Genomic DNA, 20,182 nt, shown 5'->3' on the forward strand with positions numbered 1-20,182 from the left:
CGGTCGATGCGGGATGCAACGTGGGACGAATGCGCGCGGGGTTATCGTCGCGCCGAGGCGATGATATACAAACCGCGCCGCCGTTCATGCCGCCGCGCGCACCGTCGCGCCGGGCGTTCATGTGCGATAAGGGAAAGCCGGCGCGGCGACGCCACGCCGCTCTCTTCGCCATGACACCTTGGCCTTCGCGGCGAACGTACTGGAAATTTCCGCGGGGAAATCGGGCTGCTTTACCTCTCACGCCACGGTGCGAGGAGACACTGTGCCTTTGCCTTTCCGCGTCTTCGCCTGGAAATGCAAACTTGGAGTCGGTGAGAAATGCGTCAGCCGTCCGATTTTGCGCTTGCCAGCGCGAAGGCCGCGCGTTCCAGCCGGTGCGCGTGCTCGGCGCGACTGACCGTGGCCGATACGAAGCCGCCCTGCTCGACCAATGCCGCCGCACGCTCGAACGGCAAGCGCGAGGCCGGCACATCGATGCGGCCGAAGATACCCCACGCCGGCACACGCAATTTGTGTGCAAGCCGCGCCAACCGATACGGCGCTTTGCCGGCGAGCGAGGTGAGATCGAAGGCGCCTTCGCCGGTCACGACCAGATCGTGCGCGCGCACGAGCGCATCGAGGCCGGCCTCGCGGCGCAGGATATCGAAACCGGATTCGAGCTTCGCATCGAAGAACACGGTCAAACCATAGCCGCAGCCGCCGGCCGCACCGGCACCGGGCGCGTGTGCGAAGTCTTTGCCGAGATCGTTCTCGACGACGCGCGCGAGTCGGCGCAGGCCGCGGTCGAGTTCACGCACCGAGTCGGCGTCGGCGCCCTTCTGCGCGGCAAACCGATATGCGGCGCCGTTGCGTCCGTAGAGCGGATTGTCGACGTCGCAGGCGGCGACGATGCGCACGCGCGCACGCGGTTTCGGCGCGACGATGCGCGAGAGCCGCAGCAGGCCCGCACCGTTGGCGGGAATTTCGTCGCCGCGGCGGTCGAGGAATTGCCAACCGAGCGCCGCGGCGATGCCGATGCCGCCGTCGTTGGTCGCACTGCCGCCGAGGCCGATCAGGATTTTGCGCGCGCCCGCCTCGATCGCTTTGCGCAGCATAAGGCCGCTGCCGAAAGTCGAGGTCGTCGCCGGATCGCGCAGCGAAGGCGGCAGTTGCGCCAGCCCGCCCGCCGCGGCGAAATCGAACAGCGCGGTGCGGCCGCCGCCAAGTAGAACCCAGGCCGCGCGGCAGCGGCGGCCCGCCGCGTCGACGCTGACGCAATGCCGGCGTTTTCCACCGACGGCGTCGCTCAGGGCGAGAGCGAATCCTTCGCCGCCGTCGGCAAGCGTCTGCTGCGTGAACTGCGCCCGCGGCCACGCGCGCGCAAGCCCGCGCACGATCGCGCGCGCGGCCTGCCCCGAGGTCAGCGTGCCCTTGAATTTGTCGGGCATCACGAGCACGCGCTCGGGGGATTTCTTGTCGTCGATGCGGATCATCATTCAGTCAGCGGACCAACCGCCGCTCGATGCTCACTATTCCGTTCGTGGTGAGGTATCGAACCACGAACGGCAATCCTGTGGAGCGTTCGCCCTTCGATACCTCAGAGCGAACGGGGCTTAATCTAAAACTATTGATGCGGCACGAATAGGCATGAATCCGCTCAAGCTGAGCATCGTGCTGAAGGCGCGCAGGCAAAGCCTTATGTATCAATCCGTCCGGCTGAGCGTAGCGCAGAAGGCGCGCGGTCCAAGCCTTCGCAGCGGCACTTCGACTTCGCCGCTGCGCGGCTACGCTCAGTGCGAACGGTTGGAGCTTTTCGACTTTGGCGTTGTGCGGCGGTGCTTCGTGCAACCGGTCAAAACTCATCGTGCCGGATCAAATCGTGCCGGATCAATAAGACACCAGCGATCAGCGCGATCGGGCGAAGTCGTGCGCAAGTTCTAGCGCACCGATCACCCCGGCGCGTCCGCCGAGCTGCGCGGGCACCACGAGTTCGTCGAGATCGATGCCGTTCGCAGTGAAATCGATATAACCGTTGAGCAGCTCGCGCAGGCTGTCGCGCACGCGCGGGAACAGATGCGCCTGCATCATCACGCCGCCGCCAAGGATGATCCGCCGCGGCACCGTGGTGACGAGCAGGTTCACGCAGAGCGCGGCGAGATAGTGCGCCTGCAGTGCCCAGCCCGGGTGCTCGGGCGGCAGGTTTTCCGCGCCGATGCCCCAGCGCGCGCGCAGCGCCGGGCCGGACGCCAGGCCTTCGAGGCAGCGATCGCCATGGAAGGCGCAGATGCCCGCAAACGCTGCGTCCTCGGCGAGCTTGGGCACGTGCATGTGGCCGACTTCGGGATGGGCGAAGCCGTAGACAGTCCTACCGTTGGCGAGCAGGCCTGCGCCGATGCCCGTACCAACGGTCACGTAGACCACGTCGTCGAAACCGACGCCGGCACCGTGGCGCACTTCGCCGAGCAGAGCGATATTCACGTCGGTGTCGATCGCCGCGGGCGCGCCGGCACCGCGCGCGATCTCGCCAAGCATATCGGCGCCCTCCCAGCGCAGCTTCGGCGTGCGCGCGATGCGGCCGTACTGCGGCGATCCGGGCCGCACGTGCACCGGGCCGAACGAGCCGATCCCAACCGCGGCGACGGCGCCGTGGCGGGCGCGCGCGTCGGCGAAGAAATCGGCAACGCGCGCGAGCGTTTCCTCCGGCGTCGTGGTCGGAAACGCAGTCTCGGTGAGCAGCTCGTCTCCGCCGGCACCGACCGCGCAGACGAATTTAGTGCCGCCGGCCTCGACCGCGCCGTAAAGAGTATTCTGGAATTTCGACACGATCGGGTTCCGTCGGCGGCTCAGTTCGCGAAAACCAGCCGCCACCCCTGCGCGAGCAGGGCGAGCACGAAGCCGGCGAGAAAACTCAGGTAAGCGAAACGCAGGTAGCGGTATTTGTGCTCGGCGAGATAGGTGCCGAGGCTGTAGATGTCGTTCGCCATCGCGCAGTAGACCGAACCGTCGGTCTTGAGCGACCGCGCGATCTCGGCGAGAAAGCGTTCGCGCGACAACCCGGCGAAGTGGCCCATGAACAGGAGGTTGAATCCGGGCGGCAGCTCGGTCGTGGTCAGCTTGAACGGCCGGTACTTCGGCAACACGGCGAGCACCGCGAGCAACAGGGCAAGCAAGGTGAACAAGTCGAGGATCAGCACCGAATAGCGCAGGTCGGGATCGTGCAGCTTGCCGAGGCTCAGGGTCAGTACGATCGAGGAAACCGTGATGACGATGCTCGCCTTGGTGTCGGCCATGACACTGAGCGAGACGTGGTGCTGCTGCGTCGTGCGAAGCAGCGCATCGCCGGTATTGCGTTCGGGTATGTCGGCGAAGAGCTCTCTGCCGCGTTGCGATGGCGTGTCACTCATGAGCGTTTCCGACAATCCCCGATTCCTGCAACAATCAGCCGATGATAGGAACGAAGCCGCGCCTTGGCAATTTCGCCCGCCGCCTGCGCCATCTGCGTGCGCTGGCGACGGCGCTCGCGTCGCTGACGATCGCGTCCTGCGCGCAGATCTGGTACGCCACGGTCGGCAGCGCCGACAGCGCACACAATCTCGCGGTCAAGCACGGCATCGTCTTCGACGCCGAGCATGGGCTCAAGCTCGACGTCTATGCCCCGCACGACGCGGCGCAGGCGCCGGTCGTCGTGTTCTTCTACGGCGGCAGTTGGGAGGAAGGCCGCCGACGCTGGTACCGCTACGTCGGCGAGGCGCTCGCGAGCCAGGGGCTCGTCGCCGTGCTGCCGGACTACCGCAAGTTTCCCGACGTGCGCTTTCCGGCCTTTATGACCGATGCGGCAAATGCAACAAAGTGGACTTTTGTACACGCGACGGAATTCGGCGGCGATCCACGGCGCATCTTCGTCATGGGCCATTCGGCCGGCGGCCATATCGCCGCCCTGCTCGCCTGCGATAAACGCTATCTCGCCGAGGTCGAACTCAAGCCGCGCGACCTCGCCGGCATGGTCGGCCTCGCCGGCGCCTATGCTTTTTTACCGTACCAGGACGATGAGGCGGAGATTTTCGGCGACGACGCCGAAGGCCGCTACGATTCGCAGCCGATCAATTTCGTCGATGGCGACGAGCCGCCGATGCTGCTCCTGCAAGGCCTCGACGACGACGAAGTGCCGCCGAACAATGCCGAGGTCATGGCCGAGCGCGCGCAAGCGATGAACGGCACTGCCGTGCTCAAGCTCTATCCCGATATCGATCACAGCGACTTGCTGTTGGCGCTCGCGCGCGGACGCAGGGGCAAGCCGCCGGCGATGCGCGACATTCTCGATTTCGTTGCGAAGCCGCCGGTGCAGAAACAGCCGTAGGGAGTTTCTGCGCGACTCTTAGGTTTATCCAACTTCGTCGTTCCTGTGGCTCGCGACAGTCGAAGGACTAGTCAACCTGGAATCCAGTTTTTGTGCGGGCGCGGCAAGAGTTGGATCCCAGCTTGACCAGCCTCCGGCTGTTGAGAGCCGCTGGGATGACGAGCATCCTTTCTGGGATGACGAATAAATCGGAGCTTCCGTAAGCAAGGTTTTCAGCGCCCGCGCGAAAAATCCGCCGATGCCGCGCTGCGCTTTCGCCCTTCGCAACAATCAATCAGCAAGGTTCGATAAATCGAACCCTGCCGGACCTTCCTCCGTTTGAGCTTCAGCGCGCGGGATGCGCCTCGGCCCAGTTCTTCAGCGCCTTGTCGCCGACGTGCTCGCGCAGCGCGGCGCAGGTGTCGACTTTTTCCAGGGTTTGCGCGAGGTGGCGCTCACCGCCGATCACGTCCTTGATGCGCGGCGCGAACCATTCGCGAATCTCGTCGCCTTCGGCCTTGCCGCAGCGGCCGTCGCCAGCGAAGCTGATCGCCATCGGCTGGTACGAATCCGGCAGGCGCTTGACCAGGGTGTCGAAGTGCGGCTTGAGCCAGGCCCAGAAGCCGGCGCGGTTCTCTTCCTCGCCGACGTGGCCGCTGTAGAGGTAAGGAATTTCACCGACCGCAACCGCAGGCGTCAGGCCGTAGTTGCGCGCGTCCTCGCCGAGTTTGGCGTCATGGGTCGCGCCGAGCGCGGCGAGCAGTTCGTAGCGCTGCTTGGTCTGGCGGTTGGTCTTGAGTTCTTCCTGCACGGCCCGGTACGCGGGTTCGCCCGAATCCTGCACAGCGACCGTCAACGCAACGCCGCGGATATCCGGATCGAGCTTGCCGAGATCGGCTTTGGCGCCGCCGTCGAGACCGAGCGCCGTGCGCGCTTCGGCATTGAGCTGCGCGCGCAGGTTCTTGTCGCGCACGACGGTCGCGAGGAAATTCACGAGGCCGACGCGCAGGCGCGTGGTCGCGTCGCTGTCGTCCGCGCGCTTGTGCAGACCGAGCGCGGCGAGGCGCGGCGCGTACAGTTTCGCCGCATAGGCGTCGAGCGCGGGACGCGTGGTGTCGGTAGCGAGATGCTCGCGAATCCACTCGAACGAGCCGAACAGCGCCGTCGCGATCTGCGGGGAGTCCGAGTTGGCCAAGGCAGGCATCGCGTCGAGGACGACGTCGGGTCCGATCGTGCCCTGCTCGAACGCGCTCGACAGCGCGTCGGCGTAAACGAGCTGTTCGGCCGGAGCGAGCCCGGCGACCTGCTTCTGCAGCGCGGCGAACTCGGCTTTGTCGAGGGCGAAGCGGTAGTAGCCGGCCGCCTCGGCATTCGGCATCACCCATTGCGCGCAGCCGCCTTCGAGCGCGAATTCCTTTTTCGGCTGATCGAGCAGGAAACACTGCCGGCTCGACTTGCCGTTCTGACCGAGACGCGCGCAGACCGGCACCTGCCACTGCAGGTTGTCGTGGCTCAGGACGCCGTAAGGCAGGTAGCGCGACTGGCTCAGTTCGATCGAACCTTTGCCGCTGTCGCCGACCTTGTTGCACTTGGCTTCGACGCGCACGAGCGGCAGGCCCGGCTGGTCGAGAAAGCTGCGCATCGCCTTTGCCAGAGTTTCGCCCTTGCCGCTGACGCGCGCGATCGTCGCAATCAGATCGTCGGAATTGCCGCTGCCGAACTGGTGCTTGGCCAGATAGTCGCGCATCGCATCACGGTAGGTGTCTTCGCCGACCCACTCCTCGAACATGCGCAGCACCGCCGCGCCCTTCTGATAGGTGATGCCGTCGAAGGCGTTCTCGATGTCGCCCTGGTCCGTGATCGGCTGGCGGATCTTACGCGCCGAGAGCTGGCTGTCGCTCTGCATCGCATGCAGGGTGCTCTCAAGACGCGACAGGTCGCCGAGATATTCGGGCTTCAGCGCCACGGTCGCCTTGCCCTGCGCCCAGGTCGCGAACGCTTCGTTGAGCCAGATATCGTCCCACCACGGCACGGTGACGAGGTCGCCGAACCACTGGTGTGCGATCTCGTGTGCGTTGACGTTGAAGCTGGAACGATAGCTCGCCGCGGGCGACTTCGCATCGATGCGCAGCAACGCATCGCGATAGACGATAAGGCCCGCGTTCTCCATCGCGCCCGCGGAGAAATCCGGCGCGCCGAGCAGGTCGAGCTTGTCGAACGGGTACGCCTGGTGGGTGTAGTCCTCGTAGTACTTCACCGTCTGCGGCGTCTGTTCGAGAATCCACTTGAGCTGCGGGCCGGTGCCGCGCGGGCCGACGCCGCGCAGCGGAACCGCGGCGTTGCGCACCGAGTTCGGCGCGAGCGCCGGGCCATCGACTACGTCCCACGGCCCGACCGCGAGCGCGACGAGATAGGTCGGCAACGGTTTGGTGCGGGCAAAGCTGAGTGTCTTCCACTTTTTGTCCGCCGACTCCTTCGCGTCGGTCTGCAGCGTATTCGCGATCGCGACTTCGTCGGCCGGCACGGTCAGGGTGATGTCGAACGGCGTCTTGAAGCGCGGCTCGTCGAACGACGGAAACGCATAGCGCGCGCTGATCGCCTCCATCTGCGAAGTTACGTAGGCGTCGTCGCCGACCTTGACCTTGTAGATGCCCTGCAGCTTCGCGTTGAACGGCGCCGAATAATCGAAGGTCAGCTCGATGTCCTGCGCCGGCAGCTTGGTGCCGAACGCGACTTCGACGACGCCCGACGGATCGCGCACGCCGAGTTTCACTTCGCGCGATTTGCCTGCGGCGTCGATCAGGCTGACTTTGGCGACGTCCAGCTCGCGCGCGTACAGCCAGACATGTTCGGCCGGCTTGGCCAGCTTGATCTTGATCCGCACCTTGCCGTCGAAGCGCTCGGCGCGGGGATCGATCTTGAGGTCGAGCACGTAGGCCAGCGGCTTGGCGTCGTCGGGCAGTTTGCCGGTCGGCACCGCCTCGGCCGCCGCGGCCAGATGAACGATCGACAGGCACGCGAAAACGGCGCTGCAGATATTGCGCAAAACGGACATGGCAGACCCCCGCGAAAACGCCAATGTTAAACCAGAACGAGCGCGGCCCCGCGCGGACCGCCCGGCAAATACCGGGGCTTTGCGTTCGCGCCGTCCCTTCCGCAGCCGGGAGGGACGGCGCATTGCCGTCAATGGCCGTGCGTCTTCGCCCATTCCGCGAGCGCATTCGTCCCGGCGTGTTCGCGCAGCGCGGCGCATTGGCCGATGCCTTCGAGCGCCTGCGTCAGCGCACGCTCGCCGCCCATGAGGTTTTTGACACGCGTCGCAAAGAAGTGCGACAGCTCGTCGGCTTCCGATTTACTGCAGCGACCGACGGCTGGCAGGCTGATCACGGCTGACTTGGCCTCGTCGTAGAAGCGACCATTGAACGCGTCATAGTGTGCCTTGTACCAGGCCCACAGCGCCGGGCGGATTTCCGGCTCGGAATTTTGCGCCGAATAAATCGAGCCCATTTCGATGTCGCTCACCGCGGGGGTCAATCCGTAGTTGCGTGCTTTTTCGCCGAGCGCGGCGTCGCGCGTGCTGCCGAGGGCGTGCAACAAGTCGGCGCGCTGCTGCGGATCGTGGTTGCCGGCCAGTTCCTTGAGCACGGCCGCGAACGCGGCGGCTCCGGAGTCCTGCACGGCGACCGTCAGCGCGATACCGCGCAGATCCGCATCGACACGACTGAGGTCGACTTTGCCGCCACCATCGAGTCCGAGCACGGCCCTGCCCTGCTTGTTCAATTCCTCGCGCACGGCCTTGTCCTCCACGTCGAGGGCAAGAAAATCGATCACGCGCGAGCGCAGGTCGGTGGTCGCGTCCGCCTCGCCCGCTTTGCGCTGGTAGCCGAGCGCAGCGACGCTCGGTGCATAGAGGCGAGATGCCCACGCCTGCAGCGCGCTGCGCGTCTGCGTATCGGCGAGATGTTCGTCGATCCAGTTGAAGTCACTGACCAGCGCGGTCGCGACCTGAGGCTTGTCCGACGTGGCGAGCGCGGGCATCGCATCGAGCACGGCCGTCGGCGGCAGCTCGCCGCGGCGGAACGCGCTCGACACGGCATCGGCATAGACCAGTTGCTCGGGCGCCGACAGCGATCCGATATGTTCGCGCAATGTGGCGAGCGCGGATTCGCTGAGGCTGAAACGGTAGTAGCCGGCTGCATTCGCATTCGGCAGCACCCAGTCCGCACAGCCGCCGTCGAGGGCGAACTCACGCTGCGGCTGGTCGAGCAGAAAGCATTGCTGCGCCGACTGCGCGCCGCGGCCGAGGCGCGCGCAGACCGGCACGCTCCACTGTTGCGTCTCCTTCGCGGCGGCGCCGTAGGGCAGATAGCGCGACTGGCTCAGGACAAGCGCGCCTTTGCCCGCATCGCATTTCAGTTCCGCGCGCACGAGCGGAATACCGGGCTGGTCGAGAAAGCTGCGCATCGCGGCTTTCATCGGCTCGCCCTTGCCGGTCACGCGCGCGATGGTCTCGATCAAGTCCTCCGAATTGCCGTTGCCGAACGCGTGCGCGGCGAGGTATTGGCGCAGCGCGTCGCGGAATGCGTCTTCGCCGAGCCATTGCTCGAACATCAGCAGCACGGCCGCGCCCTTGAGGTAGGTGATGTCGTCGAAAGCCGTGCCGACGTCGCCCGGGTTGGCGATCGGCTGGCGCACCCGGCGCGCCGAGAGCAGGCTGTCCTTGCGCATCGCCTTGCGTGTGTCCTCGGCCCGGCTCAGGTCGGCCAGATAGCCGGGCTTCAAAGCGACCGTCACCTTGCTCGCCCACCAGGTGGCGAAGGATTCGTTGAGCCAGAGGTCGTCCCACCACGGTACGGTGACGAGGTCGCCGAACCATTGATGCGCGATCTCGTGCGCGATCGTGTCGTAGGCGCCGCGGTATTCGTTCGCCGGCGAATGCTCGTCGAAACGCAGCAGCGCTTCGTCGAAGATCAGCAGTCCGGCGTTTTCCATCGCGCCGGCGAAATTCGCGCTGCCGAGCAGATCGAGCTTGCCGAACGGATACGCCTGATTCGTATACTTTTCGTAGTATTCGACCAGCGCGGGCACTTGCTCGAGCGCCCATTTCAACTGCGGCGCCGAGCCGCGCGGACCGATCGCGCGCAGCGCCACGGGTGTCTTGCGCACATCGTTGGCACCGAGCGCCGGCGCCTCGGCGACGTCCCAGGGCCCAACCGCGAACGCGATCAAATAGGTCGGCAGCGGCTGCGTCGCCGCATAGGTGATGGTCTTCCACTTGCCGTCGGCCGAATCCGACTCGCGCGCCGGCAAGGTGTTGGCGAACGCGGTTTGCGCTTTCGGCACGATCAGGCTGACTTCGAACGGCGTCTTGAAACGCGGCTCGTCGAATCCGGGGAATACCTTGCGCCCGCTGAGCGCCTCCAATTGCGTGACCGCGTAGACGTCTTTGCCGATCTTCGCTTTGAACAGGCCGTCCGCGGTCTTGTTGAACGCGGCCGAATAGCTCAGCCGAAGTTCGAGCGTCTGCGCCGGCAGGCTCGCGCCGAAAGCGATCTCGGCGACGCCGTCCGCGTCGCGCTGCAGGTACTTGGCCGCGTGCGACTTGCCCTGCGCGTCGATCACTTCGACCTTGCTCACGGCCAGGTTATTGCCGTGCAGCCAGAGGTGATCCGCGGCCTTGGTCAGCTCGACCTTGATGCGCGCGTTGCCGCTGAAACGCTCGGCGTTCGGATCGATCTTCAGTTCGAGCGCGTAGGAAACCGGCGCCACGCCGTCCGGCAGCTTGCCGGTCGGCACCGCCTCGGCGGCATGGACGGACAGAGACAGTGCCGCCGCTGCGGCGGCGAACAACGCGGATATCGCACGCATGACTTCGCTCCTTGAGGGGTGACCGAAGCTGACCATGGGCGCGGCGCAACGACAAGCGCCTGCAACCGCGGTTTTTCCAGGAGCCAATACGGCGCTGAAACCGGGCCGACTCTTTAATTGATGAAAGCTATCACTATCTTTTCATCAATCGATTGTACAAATATGATGCGCCGCACTAAAGTACGTCGCATCCCTTCACCACCAACCCAAAAGGAAGCAAGCAATGTCCTTGATCAACACCCAGGTCAAACCCTTCAAGGCGACTGCCTACCACAACGGCAAGTTCGTCGACGTCAGCGACGCGACGCTCAAGGGCAAGTGGTCGGTCGTCGTGTTCTATCCGGCCGACTTCACCTTCGTCTGCCCGACGGAACTGGAAGACCTGGCCAACAACTACGCCGAATTCCAGAAGCTCGGCGTCGAGATCTACGGCGTGTCGACCGACACCCATTTCGCCCACAAGGCGTGGCACGACACCTCGGACGCGATCAAGAAGGTGCAGTACCCGCTCGTCGGCGACCCGACCGCGACGCTATCGCGCAACTTCGAAGTGCTGATCGAAGAAGAAGGCCTCGCCCTGCGCGGCACCTTCGTCATCAATCCGGAAGGCCAGATCAAGCTGTACGAAATCCACGACAACGGCATCGGTCGCGACGCCAGCGAACTGTTGCGCAAGGTCAAAGCCGCCCAGTACGTCGCTTCGCACCCGGGTGAAGTCTGCCCGGCGAAGTGGCAGGAAGGCGCCAAGACCCTCAAGCCGTCGCTCGACCTCGTCGGCAAGATCTAAAAGCAACACCTCCCCGGCAACGGGGCTCTTGATGAGCTTTGGCTTTGGCTTTGCCTTTAGCTCTTGATCTCGGGCCCCGTCTGCCGCGGCGAGGACATGGCGGAATCGCCCGCAAGGGTCGCGCGCAGGATGCGCGCGAGTTCGCGAATGGACACGGATGTCCATCGAGCGAACCCCGGCATGTCATCGCGTACCCGTAGCGCGAAGGGCGCGGCTCCCGGGGTGCATTTCTTTGGTTACTTTCTTTGGGCAAGCAAAGAAAGTAACCCGCTCGGCCGAAGGGCGAGTGGAAGCTCTGCTCCTTTAGCGCTAAAGAGCCAAAGCAAAGTCGCTGGATTCCCGCTAAGAGCACGCGGGAATGACGAGCAAAAAAGCCGGGCGCGATGAATCGCGCCCGACACCCCGGCAGCCCGGCCCCGCCGAAATAACGAAAGCCAACACCCACCGTCACACCATCTACAAAACGCGCCACCCGCAAGGAGTCATCGCCATGTTGGACAACGACATCAAATCCCAACTCCAGAGTCATTTCGCCAAGCTGTCGCGCCCGGTGGAAATCCGCGCCGCGTTCGATGCGGGCGAGAAATCTCAGGAACTGCGCGGGCTGCTGACCGACATCGCCTCGCTCTCGCCGCAGTTCTCGTTGATCGAAGAGAACGGCGCGGGGCTGCGCACGCCTTCGTTCGCGCTGACCACGCCGGGCCAGGACATTCACCTGCGTTTCTCCGGCATGCCGATGGGCCATGAATTCACTTCGCTCGTGCTCGCCCTGCTCCAGGTCGGCGGCCATCCGTTGAAACTGTCGGACGAGACGATCGAGCAGATCCGCGCGCTCGACGGCGAGTACAAGTTCGAGACCTTCGTCTCGCTGACCTGCCAGAACTGCCCCGACGTGGTCCAGGCGCTGAACCTGATGGCGACGATCAATCCGCGCATCGGCGTGGAGATGATCGAGGGCGGCACGTTCGAGCAGGAAGTGACCGAGAAGCAAATCCTCTCCGTGCCGGCGATCTTCCTCAATGGTCAGGAGTTCGGCCAAGGGCGCATGGGCGTCGAGGAAATCCTCGCCAAGCTCGACTCCGGCGCAGACGAACGCGACGCGGCCAAGCTCGACGCACGCGCACCGTACGACGTGCTCGTCGTCGGCGGCGGCCCTGCCGGCGCAGCGGCGGCAATCTATGCCGCGCGCAAGGGCATCCGCACCGGCGTCGTCGCCGAGCGCTTCGGCGGCCAGGTGCTCGATACGATGGAAATCGCCAACTACATCTCCGTCGTGCACACCGAAGGCCCGCAGTTCGCCGTCGCGCTCGAGGAGCACGTCAAGGATTACCAGGTCGACATCATGAACCGGCAGCGCGCTGCGGGACTCGCCGCTGACGGCAGCCTCGTCGAGGTCAAACTCGCCAATGGCGCGACGCTGAAATCAAAGACCGTCGTGCTCGCGACCGGCGCGCGCTGGCGCAATATGAACGTGCCGGGCGAAGCCGAATACCGCACCAAGGGCGTGACCTATTGCCCGCACTGCGACGGCCCGCTGTTCAAGGGCAAGCGCGTCGCCGTGATCGGCGGCGGCAACTCGGGCGTCGAAGCGGCGATCGATCTTGCCGGCGTCGTCGCCCACGTCACCCTGCTCGAATTCGACACCAAGCTGCGCGCCGACGAAGTGCTGCAGCGCAAGCTGCGCAGTCTCGCCAACGTCGACGTGATCGTGAACGCGCAGACTACCGAAGTGCTCGGCGACGGCGCCAAGGTCAACGGCCTCAAGTACAGCGACCGCACGAACGGCAGCTCGCACGAACTGGAACTCTCCGGCGTCTTCGTGCAGATCGGCCTGTTGCCGAATACGGACTGGCTCAAGGGCACGCTTACGCTGTCGGCGCGCGGCGAGATCGAAGTCGACGCGCACGGCCGCACTTCGATGCCCGGCGTGTTCGCCGCGGGCGACGCGACGACCACACCGTTCAAGCAGATCGTCATCGCCGCGGGCGAAGGCGCGAAGGCGGCGCTCGCGGCGTTCGATCATCTGATCCGCTCGCCGATTGCCGAATCCGCGGAGAAGCTGGCGGCGTAGAATTGCCGTCAGTTGAATCGAGCGGGAGCGAGTGTGGAACAGATCGATTGGGCCGACTTCGTCAAAGTCGAACTGCGCGTCGGCAAGATCGTCGACGCGCAGCCGTTTCCGCAGGCGCGCAAACCGGCGTACATCCTGCACGTCGACTTCGGCGCCGAGATCGGCGTAAGAAAATCGAGCGCGCAGATCACCCAGCTCTACGATCCGCAGCAACTGATCGGCAAGCTCGTCGTCGGCGTGGTCAATTTTCCGAAGAAGCAGATCGGTCCGCTGCAGTCGGAATGCCTGGTGACCGGATTCCACGACGAGAACGGCCACGTCGCGCTCTGCGTGCCCGATCGGCCCGTGCCGCTCGGCAGCAAACTTCTGTAGAAATCGCCGCGCGCCTCAACGCGCCGGCGCTGCGGAATACGCGTCGAGCCACGGTTTCAGCGGCACCGACCAGATGTTGTAGTTGCCGTTGTCCCAGGCCTGCAGACGCGCCAGATCGGCGCGCGCCTGCGCTGCGCTGCGCGGGTAGGCGATCGGCATGACGCGTTCGCTGCTGAAGTACAGCGTCTTCAGATCCGGACTCAATCGCGGTTCCGCATCGGAACCCGGACTGTTGACCACGTCGCCCATCCAGATCGGCTCGCCCCACGCGCCGTCGCGCTTGAACACGATGAACAGGTCCATGCTGCGCTTCGGCTTGCGCCCGGAACCGAACACGAGGAAGGATTCGTCGGGCGCGACCGCGGGATCGACGTCGCTCGTGCTGCCGTCGCTAAAAGGCAGCGGTTGCGGCGCGGAAAACGCGCCGTCGCGGAACGCGGCGCGATAGAGGCGGAAATGGTTGGCCTTCTCGTCCCAGGTCATAAAGTAGAGGCTGCCGTCGGCGGCCAGACTCGGCGCGAAGATCGTCGTATTGAAGTTGACGATCGCGGGTAGATGTTCGGGCTGCCGCCAGCCCGAAGCGGTACGCCGCACGCGCCAGAGATTGCCGCCGGTATGTTCCGCGCCCTGAAAGTGCGACTTGATCTGCTTGCCACCCGCCGCGACCGGCCGGTCGGAAACGAACACAAGCGACAGGCCGTCGGGCGCCATCGTCGGCTCCATGTCGTTCCATTCGCCGGAAAACGGCGCGATCTCGGGCTCGGACCAGCGGCCGTTCGCGCGATGCGAAACGAGCACGGTCGATTGCTCGGCGCTGCTGCGCTGGAAATAGACGGTGTTGCCGTCGGCGGTGAAAGCAGGCGCCGCTTCATGCGCGGACGCAGAGATCACGCCCGGCGCGAAAATTTCCGGCGCCGATGCGGCTACGCCGCGTTCGTCGGCCGCGGCCGCCAGCATCAAGGGGATGACCAACCCGATCAGCACCGCCATGCCGTCTTCCGCCTGCTTCTTGGGGCGGCCACGCTAATTCCGCTGCCGCCGGCGCCGCGCCTGCCGAAAGTCACGCCGGCGCCGCGCGAACGGCGTAAGATGCCAATCGAATTCCTGATTTCGATATAGCTCCTCAATATTCTCAAGAGCCTTCCGCATGAACCTGCGCGATCTCAGCTATCTCGTCTCGCTCGCCGAACACAAGCATTTCGGCCGCGCTGCGCAGGCCAGCTTCGTCAGCCAGCCGACACTGTCGACGCAGATCAAGAAACTCGAAGACGAACTCGGCGTCGCCCTCGTCGAGCGCACGCCGCGCAAGGTGCTGTTGACCGAAGCGGGCAAGGAAATCGTCTCGCGCGCACGCGGCGTACTGACCGAGATCGAACAGATCAAGGCGATCGCGCGACGCACGATCGATCCCGAGTCGGGCACGCTGCGCCTCGGCATCTTTCCCACCCTCGGCCCTTACCTGCTGCCGCACGTCGTGCCGCAGGCGCGTACGCGCTTCCCGCGCCTGGAAATGCTGCTCGTCGAAGAGAAGACCGAAACCCTGCTCAAGCAACTGCGCGAAGGCCGTCTCGACGCGGTGATCCTCGCCCTGCCGGTTCACGACGACCAGTTGCATGCCGAGTTCCTGTTCGAGGAACCGTTCCTGCTCGCCGTGCCCGAAAATCACGAACTGGCCAAGCGCAAATCGCTGCGTCTCGACGATCTCTCCGACCAGAGCCTGCTTCTGCTCGAAGACGGCCACTGCCTGCGCGATCAGGCGCTCGAAGTCTGCGAACTGTCCGGCGCCAGCGAGAAAGCCGGCTTCCGCGCGACCAGCCTGGAGACGCTGCGCCAGATGGTCGCCGCCAATGTCGGCGTCACCCTGCTGCCGACGCTCGCGGTGAAGCCGCCGGTCGCACGCTCGGAAAATATCCATCTCGTCCAATTCCGCGGCGACGCGCCGAGCCGGCGTATCGCCATGTTCTGGCGCAAGAGTTCGGCGCTTGCACCGTTTCTGAAAAAATTCGCCGAGGTGTTCCGCGAGCTGCCGCGCGCGCTGCTCGATCCGCACATGTTGCCGACGGCGACCCAGGCCGCGGCCGCACCGACGAGCCGTGCACGCACGCGCTCTGCCGCGAATCATTAGTTGCGAACGCGCGCCCCCGCCGCTCAGTTCCTCACGCACTCGCCTTTCACCGCGTCGTCGACGCTGGAATAGTCGAGCGCGCTCGCCTTCGGCAACTGCGCGAGATTGGCGCGAACCAGCGCGTCGCGCGCGAGGTCTTTGAGGCGCGCGATGCGCAGCACGACGTTCCGCGTATCCAGCCACGCGCAAAATTCCTGCAGCGATTCGATCGCCGTGCTGTCGAGATCGGGCGATTCTTCGAGGCTCAGCACGACGAGCTTGATGTCGGCGCGGCGCGCGACGATCAGGCGCGCCTGCGCGAACAGCGGGCCGGCGTTGGCGAAGAACAGTGGCTCTTCCGGGCGCAACACGAGCATGCCGGGCACGATCGCCGCCTTGGGAAAACGCTCGAGGCTGACGTAGTCGTGCTCGCCGACGCGGCCCAGTTCGGCAAGGCGCGGGCTGGCGAGCGTGCGCAGCAGCATGATCACGCTGAAGGCGATCGCGGCGAGCAGGCCGTCGAGCACGCCGAACACCATCACCGCGAGCACGGCGGCGACCGCGACGAGGCGGTCGCGCTGCCAGAGAAAATAATTGTGGAATACGCCGATGCGCAGCGAATGGCTGACCGCGTGGATGACGATCGCCGCGAGCACCGGCTCGGGGATGCGCTCGATGAACTGCAGGAACAACAGCACGAGGATCAACACGACCGCCGCCGCGGTCAGTCCGGCAAGCCGCGACTGCGCGCCCGCAGCCTCGTTGGCCGACGTCGCCGAATAGCCCGCACCGACCGGCGCGCCGTGGAACAGGCCGGACACCGCGTTGGCGATGCCGAGCGCGACGAGATCGCGGTTCGGCTGCACGTCCTCGTCGTGTTTGAGCGCGTAGGTGCGGATCGAGCTGTACGACTCGGCGTAGAGGATGAACATCAGCGCGAGCGAGAACTCGACCAGCGACAGCCACTGCGCATCGGCCGGCATCGCGAAGCTCGGCCATTCGAGCGCGAGGTGGATCGGCCCGGTCAACACCACGCCGAGCGACGCAAGCCACGCCGAAGCGGCAATGCTCGCGACGATCACGAACAGCGCGCCGGGCAGCTTCTTCGCGCGCTCCAGTGCGAACAGGGCGAGCAGCGCGATCAGTCCGCAGGCGAGACTCGGTGTTTTCCATTCGCCGATTCGCCGCAGCATTTCGAGCAGCAGCGGGAAGAAGCTCGACGCCTGCGCCTTCAGATCGACCAGATGCGGCCATTGCTTGACCGCGATCACCAGGGCGAGACCGAAGGCGTAGCCGCGCAGCACGGGCCGCGCGATCAGGTTCGACATCGCGCCGAGACGCAGCGAGCCGGCGAGCAGAAACGCCACGCCCGTGCCGACGACGAGCAGCGACGCCAGCGCAACGCGCGCCGCGGCGTCGGCGCCGACCAGCGCGAGCGACGAAGCCGCAAGCACCGCGGCCGAAGACGAAGTCGCGCTGACGATCGCGTAGCGGCTGCGCCCGATCAGGCCGTAGCAGACGAGTCCCACGATCAAGGCGATCACGCCGGCCTGCGGCGGCAAGTTGGCGACGCCCGAATACGCCACCGCTTCGGGCAGCAGCAGACCGGCGATCGACAGGCCGGCGATCAAGTCGGCCGAGCGGAAGTTTTCCGTGATCGTCATCGCGCCGCCCCTTCCTTCGTCCGCGCGCAACCGCGCCGCTGCGCAGCTTACGCCGAAAAGCGTGAGAAGTTTCTGCGCCGGTTCCGATAGTGGCGATCTATCGAATCCATCGTCACAATCAATTTCATCGGGCCATGATTGTGCGCTAGGCTCCGGGCATCCACGGCGTGAGCCGTGGCTATCTGCATCCTCCAGCCAAACCATAGCAAGAGGTGTGTCATGAGCAATCTGAAAGGGTCGAAGACCGAAGACAGCCTGAAAGCCGCATTCGCCGGCGAATCCCAAGCCAACCGCCGCTATCTCTACTTCGCCGCCAAGGCCGACGTCGAAGGCTACAACGACGTGGCCGCGGTGTTCCGCTCCACTGCCGAAGGCGAAACCGGGCACGCGCACGGGCATCTGGAATATCTCGAAACGGTCGGCGATCCCGCGACCGGCCTGCCGTTCGGCGGCACCAAGGACAATCTCAAGTCGGCGATCGCCGGCGAGACGCACGAATACACCGACATGTATCCGGGCATGGCCAAGACCGCGCGCGACGAAGGCTTCGGCGAAATCGCCGACTGGTTCGAGACGCTGGCCAAGGCCGAGCGCTCGCATGCGAACCGGTTCACCAAGGCGCTCGGCGAGTTGGGCTGAATTTCTCCTTCTCCCCACCGGGAGAAGGTGCCCGCAGGACGGATGAGGGAAATACCTCTCGACTCGTGCGTCGGTCGGACGTGGCAGCGCCTCCCTCATCCGCTGCTGCCGCGTCACCTTCTCCCGCTGGGAGAAGGCAAGCATGCGCTTACCCGGAGTTCCGATGAGCAGTGCCCCCACTTCTGCGCGCGAAGGCAGTCTCGAAGCGCCCACGCGCCATGCGCTCGACTGGAAGAATCCCGAGTTCTACGAGCAGGCCGCGATCGACAAGGAACTCGAACGCGTCTTCGATATTTGCCACGGCTGCCGCCGCTGCGTGAGCCTGTGCCAAGCCTTTCCCACTCTGTTCGATCTGGTCGACGCGTCGACGACGATGGAAGTCGACGGCGTCGCCAAGTCCGACTACGCCAAGGTCGTCGAGCAGTGCTATCTCTGCGACCTCTGCTACCAGACCAAATGCCCGTACGTGCCGCCGCACGCGTGGAACGTCGACTTCCCGCATCTGATGCTGCGTGCCAAGGCCGCGGCGCATCGGCGCGGCGAAACCGAACTCGCGGCGAAGATCCTGTCTTCGACCGACACGGTCGGCAAGCTGTCGACGATCCCGATCGTCGTGCAAGCGGTCAACGCGCTCAATCGCGCGCCGGCCGCGCGCAAGCTGCTGGAAAAATCGCTCGGCGTCGATCGCAATGCGCGCGTACCCGAATACACCGCAAACACGGCGCGCAAGCGCCTGCGTCATCTCGACGGCGCCGGCGCCGCGCAGCCTGGGGGCCGCACGCGCGGCAAGGTCGCGATCTTCGCCACCTGCTACTGCAATTACTCGGCGCCGCAACCGGTCGAGGATCTCGCCGCCGTGCTGCGCCACAACGGCGTTGCGGTCAAGCTGATCGAGCGCGAAGTCTGCTGCGGCATGCCCAAGCTCGAACTCGGCGATCTCGCCGCGGTGGAAAAGTACAAAAAGGCAAACATCCCGGTGCTCGCCGCGGCGATCCGCGATGGCTGGGACATCAGCGCGACGATTCCGTCATGCGTTCTGATGTTCAAGCAGGAACTGCCGCTGATGTTTCCCGACGACGAAGACGTGCTGCTCGTGAAGCGGCACATTTTCGATCCGTTCGAGTATCTCTGGCAGCGCCATCAGGCCGGCCTGCTCGACACGGCGTTCAAGCAGGGACTCGGCAAGGTCGCCTACCACGCACCGTGCCATCAGCGCGTGCAGAACATCGGGCCGAAGACGCGCGAAGTGCTGAGCCTCGTGCCCGACACCGAGATTCAATCGATCGAGCGCTGTTCGGGCCACGACGGCACTTATGGTGTGAAAGCAAAGACCTACGCGTTTGCGCGCAAGATCGCGAAGCCGGTCGAAACGCGTGTCGCGCAGATCGCGCCGGCGCATTTCGCCAGCGACTGCCCGATGGCAGGCAGCCATATCGCACATGGACTCGGCGACAAGCCCGCGGCCGAAAGCCCGATCGGCCTGCTGCGTTTGGCTTATGGAATTTGAATTGGAAAAATCTTGAATTTATTTGACACGATCAACACGAAAGGACACGGAAAAGAGCGAATCGAAAAATTCCGTTGATGCCTTCAATCCGTGTATTTCCGTGTTGATCCGTGCCCAATTTCCCTGCACCGACAAATCATGCAAAAGCTCACTCACACCGATCTCTATAGCCTCGAAGCCTACGCGCGCGAACGCCCGGCGTTCCGCGCGCGCGTGCTCGAACACAAGAAGGCGCGCATCGTCCATGTCGGCGACCACGTGACCCTGGTCTTTGAGGATCGCCTGACCGTGCAGTACCAGATTCAGGAGATGCTGCGCGTCGAGCGCATCTTCGAAGCGGCCGGCATCGCCGAGGAACTCGAGGCCTACAACCCGCTGATTCCCGACGGCGCCAATCTCAAGGCGACGATGCTGATCGAATATCCCGACGCGGACCTGCGCGCGCGCAAGCTGCTCGAGCTTCACGATATCGAGAACCGCGTCACATTGCAGGTCGGCGATCTTGCGCCGATCGCGGCGATCGCCGACGAGGATCTGGAGCGCAGCACCGACACCAAGACCGCCGCCGTGCACTTTCTGCGCTTCGAACTCGACGCGGCCCAGCTTGCCGCATTCAGCCATGCCGAGGTCGCCATTGCGATCGACCACCCGGCTTATCGCGTGCGCAGCGCGCTCGCGACCGCCACGCGCGAGGCGCTCGCGCGCGATTTCGCCTGATCCGCTCTCGCCGGAATCATCGGCCGCCGCTACACTTCGCGGCCTGCGGGCGCGGTCGTTGCGAAATCCTGCGCACGCGACGTGCGATCGTTTTGGACTTCCTTCGCACGCGGCATGCGACAGTCGCGTTCCCACGAT

15 protein-coding genes are annotated in these 20,182 nt (G+C 65.0%); 8 read left to right on the forward strand and 7 right to left on the reverse strand.

All coding sequences use genetic code 11. From position 1 onward, the window contains the following. Positions 1 to 323: 323 nt before the first annotated feature. From FFS30_RS01170 to FFS30_RS01180, 3 genes are all read right to left on the reverse strand, one after another. A complete protein-coding gene (locus FFS30_RS01170) occupies positions 324 to 1,475 on the reverse strand; it encodes a glycerate kinase (RefSeq protein WP_137911281.1) in 1,152 nt (383 codons plus the stop codon). 409 nt (positions 1,476 to 1,884) lie between these two features. Beyond that, the gene (locus tag FFS30_RS01175) at positions 1,885 to 2,802 is read right to left on the reverse strand and encodes an ROK family protein (protein WP_137911282.1); all 918 of its coding nucleotides are present in this window, start codon (positions 2,800 to 2,802) and stop codon (positions 1,885 to 1,887) included. Between the two features lie 20 nt (positions 2,803 to 2,822). Next, positions 2,823 to 3,383 (reverse strand): Pycsar system effector family protein, encoded by a 561-nt coding sequence (locus FFS30_RS01180; protein WP_137911283.1) that lies wholly within the window; start codon positions 3,381 to 3,383, stop codon positions 2,823 to 2,825. Between the two features lie 41 nt (positions 3,384 to 3,424). Here FFS30_RS01180 and FFS30_RS01185 point away from each other — a divergent pair, with 41 nt between their 5' ends. Beyond that, positions 3,425 to 4,336 carry an alpha/beta hydrolase gene (locus tag FFS30_RS01185; protein WP_137911284.1) on the forward strand — a complete coding sequence of 304 codons (912 nt, stop codon included), beginning with the start codon at positions 3,425 to 3,427 and terminating at the stop codon, positions 4,334 to 4,336. A gap of 325 nt (positions 4,337 to 4,661) precedes the next feature. On the opposite strand, the gene FFS30_RS01190 is transcribed toward FFS30_RS01185, so the two are convergent. Together FFS30_RS01190 and FFS30_RS01195 are read right to left on the reverse strand one after the other, a co-directional pair. Further along, on the reverse strand, positions 4,662 to 7,370 hold the full coding sequence (locus FFS30_RS01190; RefSeq protein ID WP_171014353.1) for a M1 family metallopeptidase: 2,709 nt from the start codon (positions 7,368 to 7,370) through the stop codon (positions 4,662 to 4,664). Positions 7,371 to 7,498: 128 nt separating this feature from the next. Next, positions 7,499 to 10,183, reverse strand: coding sequence for a M1 family metallopeptidase (locus tag FFS30_RS01195; protein ID WP_171014354.1), 2,685 nt, complete (start codon positions 10,181 to 10,183; stop codon positions 7,499 to 7,501). A 223-nt stretch (positions 10,184 to 10,406) separates the two neighbouring features. Between FFS30_RS01195 and ahpC the strand changes: the two genes are divergently transcribed. The 3 genes from ahpC to FFS30_RS01210 all read left to right on the forward strand — a co-directional run bounded on the left by ahpC (position 10,407) and on the right by FFS30_RS01210 (position 13,413). Continuing rightward, positions 10,407 to 10,970, forward strand: a complete 564-nt coding sequence (gene ahpC, locus FFS30_RS01200) for an alkyl hydroperoxide reductase subunit C (protein ID WP_137911287.1) — start codon at positions 10,407 to 10,409, stop codon at positions 10,968 to 10,970. A gap of 490 nt (positions 10,971 to 11,460) precedes the next feature. Then, complete coding sequence (gene ahpF, locus FFS30_RS01205) at positions 11,461 to 13,041, forward strand: alkyl hydroperoxide reductase subunit F (protein WP_137911288.1); 1,581 nt, start codon at positions 11,461 to 11,463, stop codon at positions 13,039 to 13,041. Positions 13,042 to 13,074: 33 nt separating this feature from the next. After that, positions 13,075 to 13,413: a tRNA-binding protein gene (locus tag FFS30_RS01210; protein ID WP_137911289.1), complete on the forward strand. Its 339-nt coding sequence runs from the start codon at positions 13,075 to 13,077 to the stop codon at positions 13,411 to 13,413. Between the two features lie 15 nt (positions 13,414 to 13,428). On the opposite strand, the gene FFS30_RS01215 is transcribed toward FFS30_RS01210, so the two are convergent. Beyond that, positions 13,429 to 14,403: a PD40 domain-containing protein gene (locus FFS30_RS01215; protein ID WP_137911290.1), complete on the reverse strand. Its 975-nt coding sequence runs from the start codon at positions 14,401 to 14,403 to the stop codon at positions 13,429 to 13,431. Positions 14,404 to 14,560: 157 nt separating this feature from the next. Here FFS30_RS01215 and oxyR point away from each other — a divergent pair, with 157 nt between their 5' ends. Continuing rightward, positions 14,561 to 15,538 carry a DNA-binding transcriptional regulator OxyR gene (gene oxyR / locus FFS30_RS01220; protein ID WP_137911291.1) on the forward strand — a complete coding sequence of 326 codons (978 nt, stop codon included), beginning with the start codon at positions 14,561 to 14,563 and terminating at the stop codon, positions 15,536 to 15,538. 23 nt (positions 15,539 to 15,561) lie between these two features. On the opposite strand, the gene FFS30_RS01225 is transcribed toward oxyR, so the two are convergent. Continuing rightward, positions 15,562 to 17,181 (reverse strand): SulP family inorganic anion transporter, encoded by a 1,620-nt coding sequence (locus tag FFS30_RS01225; protein WP_137911292.1) that lies wholly within the window; start codon positions 17,179 to 17,181, stop codon positions 15,562 to 15,564. A 219-nt stretch (positions 17,182 to 17,400) separates the two neighbouring features. Between FFS30_RS01225 and FFS30_RS01230 the strand changes: the two genes are divergently transcribed. From FFS30_RS01230 to FFS30_RS01240, 3 genes are all read left to right on the forward strand, one after another. Further along, complete coding sequence (locus FFS30_RS01230; RefSeq protein WP_137911293.1) at positions 17,401 to 17,820, forward strand: rubrerythrin family protein; 420 nt, start codon at positions 17,401 to 17,403, stop codon at positions 17,818 to 17,820. Positions 17,821 to 17,983: 163 nt separating this feature from the next. Further along, the gene (locus FFS30_RS01235) at positions 17,984 to 19,327 is read left to right on the forward strand and encodes a heterodisulfide reductase-related iron-sulfur binding cluster (RefSeq protein WP_137911294.1); all 1,344 of its coding nucleotides are present in this window, start codon (positions 17,984 to 17,986) and stop codon (positions 19,325 to 19,327) included. Positions 19,328 to 19,465: 138 nt separating this feature from the next. Beyond that, positions 19,466 to 20,044: a DUF3501 family protein gene (locus tag FFS30_RS01240; protein WP_137911295.1), complete on the forward strand. Its 579-nt coding sequence runs from the start codon at positions 19,466 to 19,468 to the stop codon at positions 20,042 to 20,044. The last annotated feature ends 138 nt before the right edge of the window (positions 20,045 to 20,182 follow it).

The organism is Rudaea sp. 3F27F6 (assembly GCF_005503555.1).
Taxonomy (GTDB): Bacteria; Pseudomonadota; Gammaproteobacteria; order Xanthomonadales; family Rhodanobacteraceae; genus Rudaea.

Excerpts from the sequence above, each read along its gene's own strand:
- FFS30_RS01235 (WP_137911294.1), top strand. The coding sequence starts at position 17,984 with ATGAGCAGTGCCCCCACTTCTGCGCGCGAAGGCAGTCTCGAAGCGCCC.
- FFS30_RS01190 (WP_171014353.1), bottom strand. The coding sequence starts at position 7,370 with ATGTCCGTTTTGCGCAATATCTGCAGCGCCGTTTTCGCGTGCCTGTCG.
- oxyR (WP_137911291.1), top strand. The coding sequence starts at position 14,561 with ATGAACCTGCGCGATCTCAGCTATCTCGTCTCGCTCGCCGAACACAAG.
- FFS30_RS01185 (WP_137911284.1), top strand. The coding sequence starts at position 3,425 with ATGATAGGAACGAAGCCGCGCCTTGGCAATTTCGCCCGCCGCCTGCGC.
- FFS30_RS01180 (WP_137911283.1), bottom strand. The coding sequence starts at position 3,383 with ATGAGTGACACGCCATCGCAACGCGGCAGAGAGCTCTTCGCCGACATA.
- FFS30_RS01170 (WP_137911281.1), bottom strand. The coding sequence starts at position 1,475 with ATGATGATCCGCATCGACGACAAGAAATCCCCCGAGCGCGTGCTCGTG.
- FFS30_RS01240 (WP_137911295.1), top strand. The coding sequence starts at position 19,466 with ATGCAAAAGCTCACTCACACCGATCTCTATAGCCTCGAAGCCTACGCG.
- FFS30_RS01230 (WP_137911293.1), top strand. The coding sequence starts at position 17,401 with ATGAGCAATCTGAAAGGGTCGAAGACCGAAGACAGCCTGAAAGCCGCA.
- FFS30_RS01225 (WP_137911292.1), bottom strand. The coding sequence starts at position 17,181 with ATGACGATCACGGAAAACTTCCGCTCGGCCGACTTGATCGCCGGCCTG.
- FFS30_RS01195 (WP_171014354.1), bottom strand. The coding sequence starts at position 10,183 with ATGCGTGCGATATCCGCGTTGTTCGCCGCCGCAGCGGCGGCACTGTCT.
- FFS30_RS01215 (WP_137911290.1), bottom strand. The coding sequence starts at position 14,403 with ATGGCGGTGCTGATCGGGTTGGTCATCCCCTTGATGCTGGCGGCCGCG.
- ahpF (WP_137911288.1), top strand. The coding sequence starts at position 11,461 with ATGTTGGACAACGACATCAAATCCCAACTCCAGAGTCATTTCGCCAAG.
- ahpC (WP_137911287.1), top strand. The coding sequence starts at position 10,407 with ATGTCCTTGATCAACACCCAGGTCAAACCCTTCAAGGCGACTGCCTAC.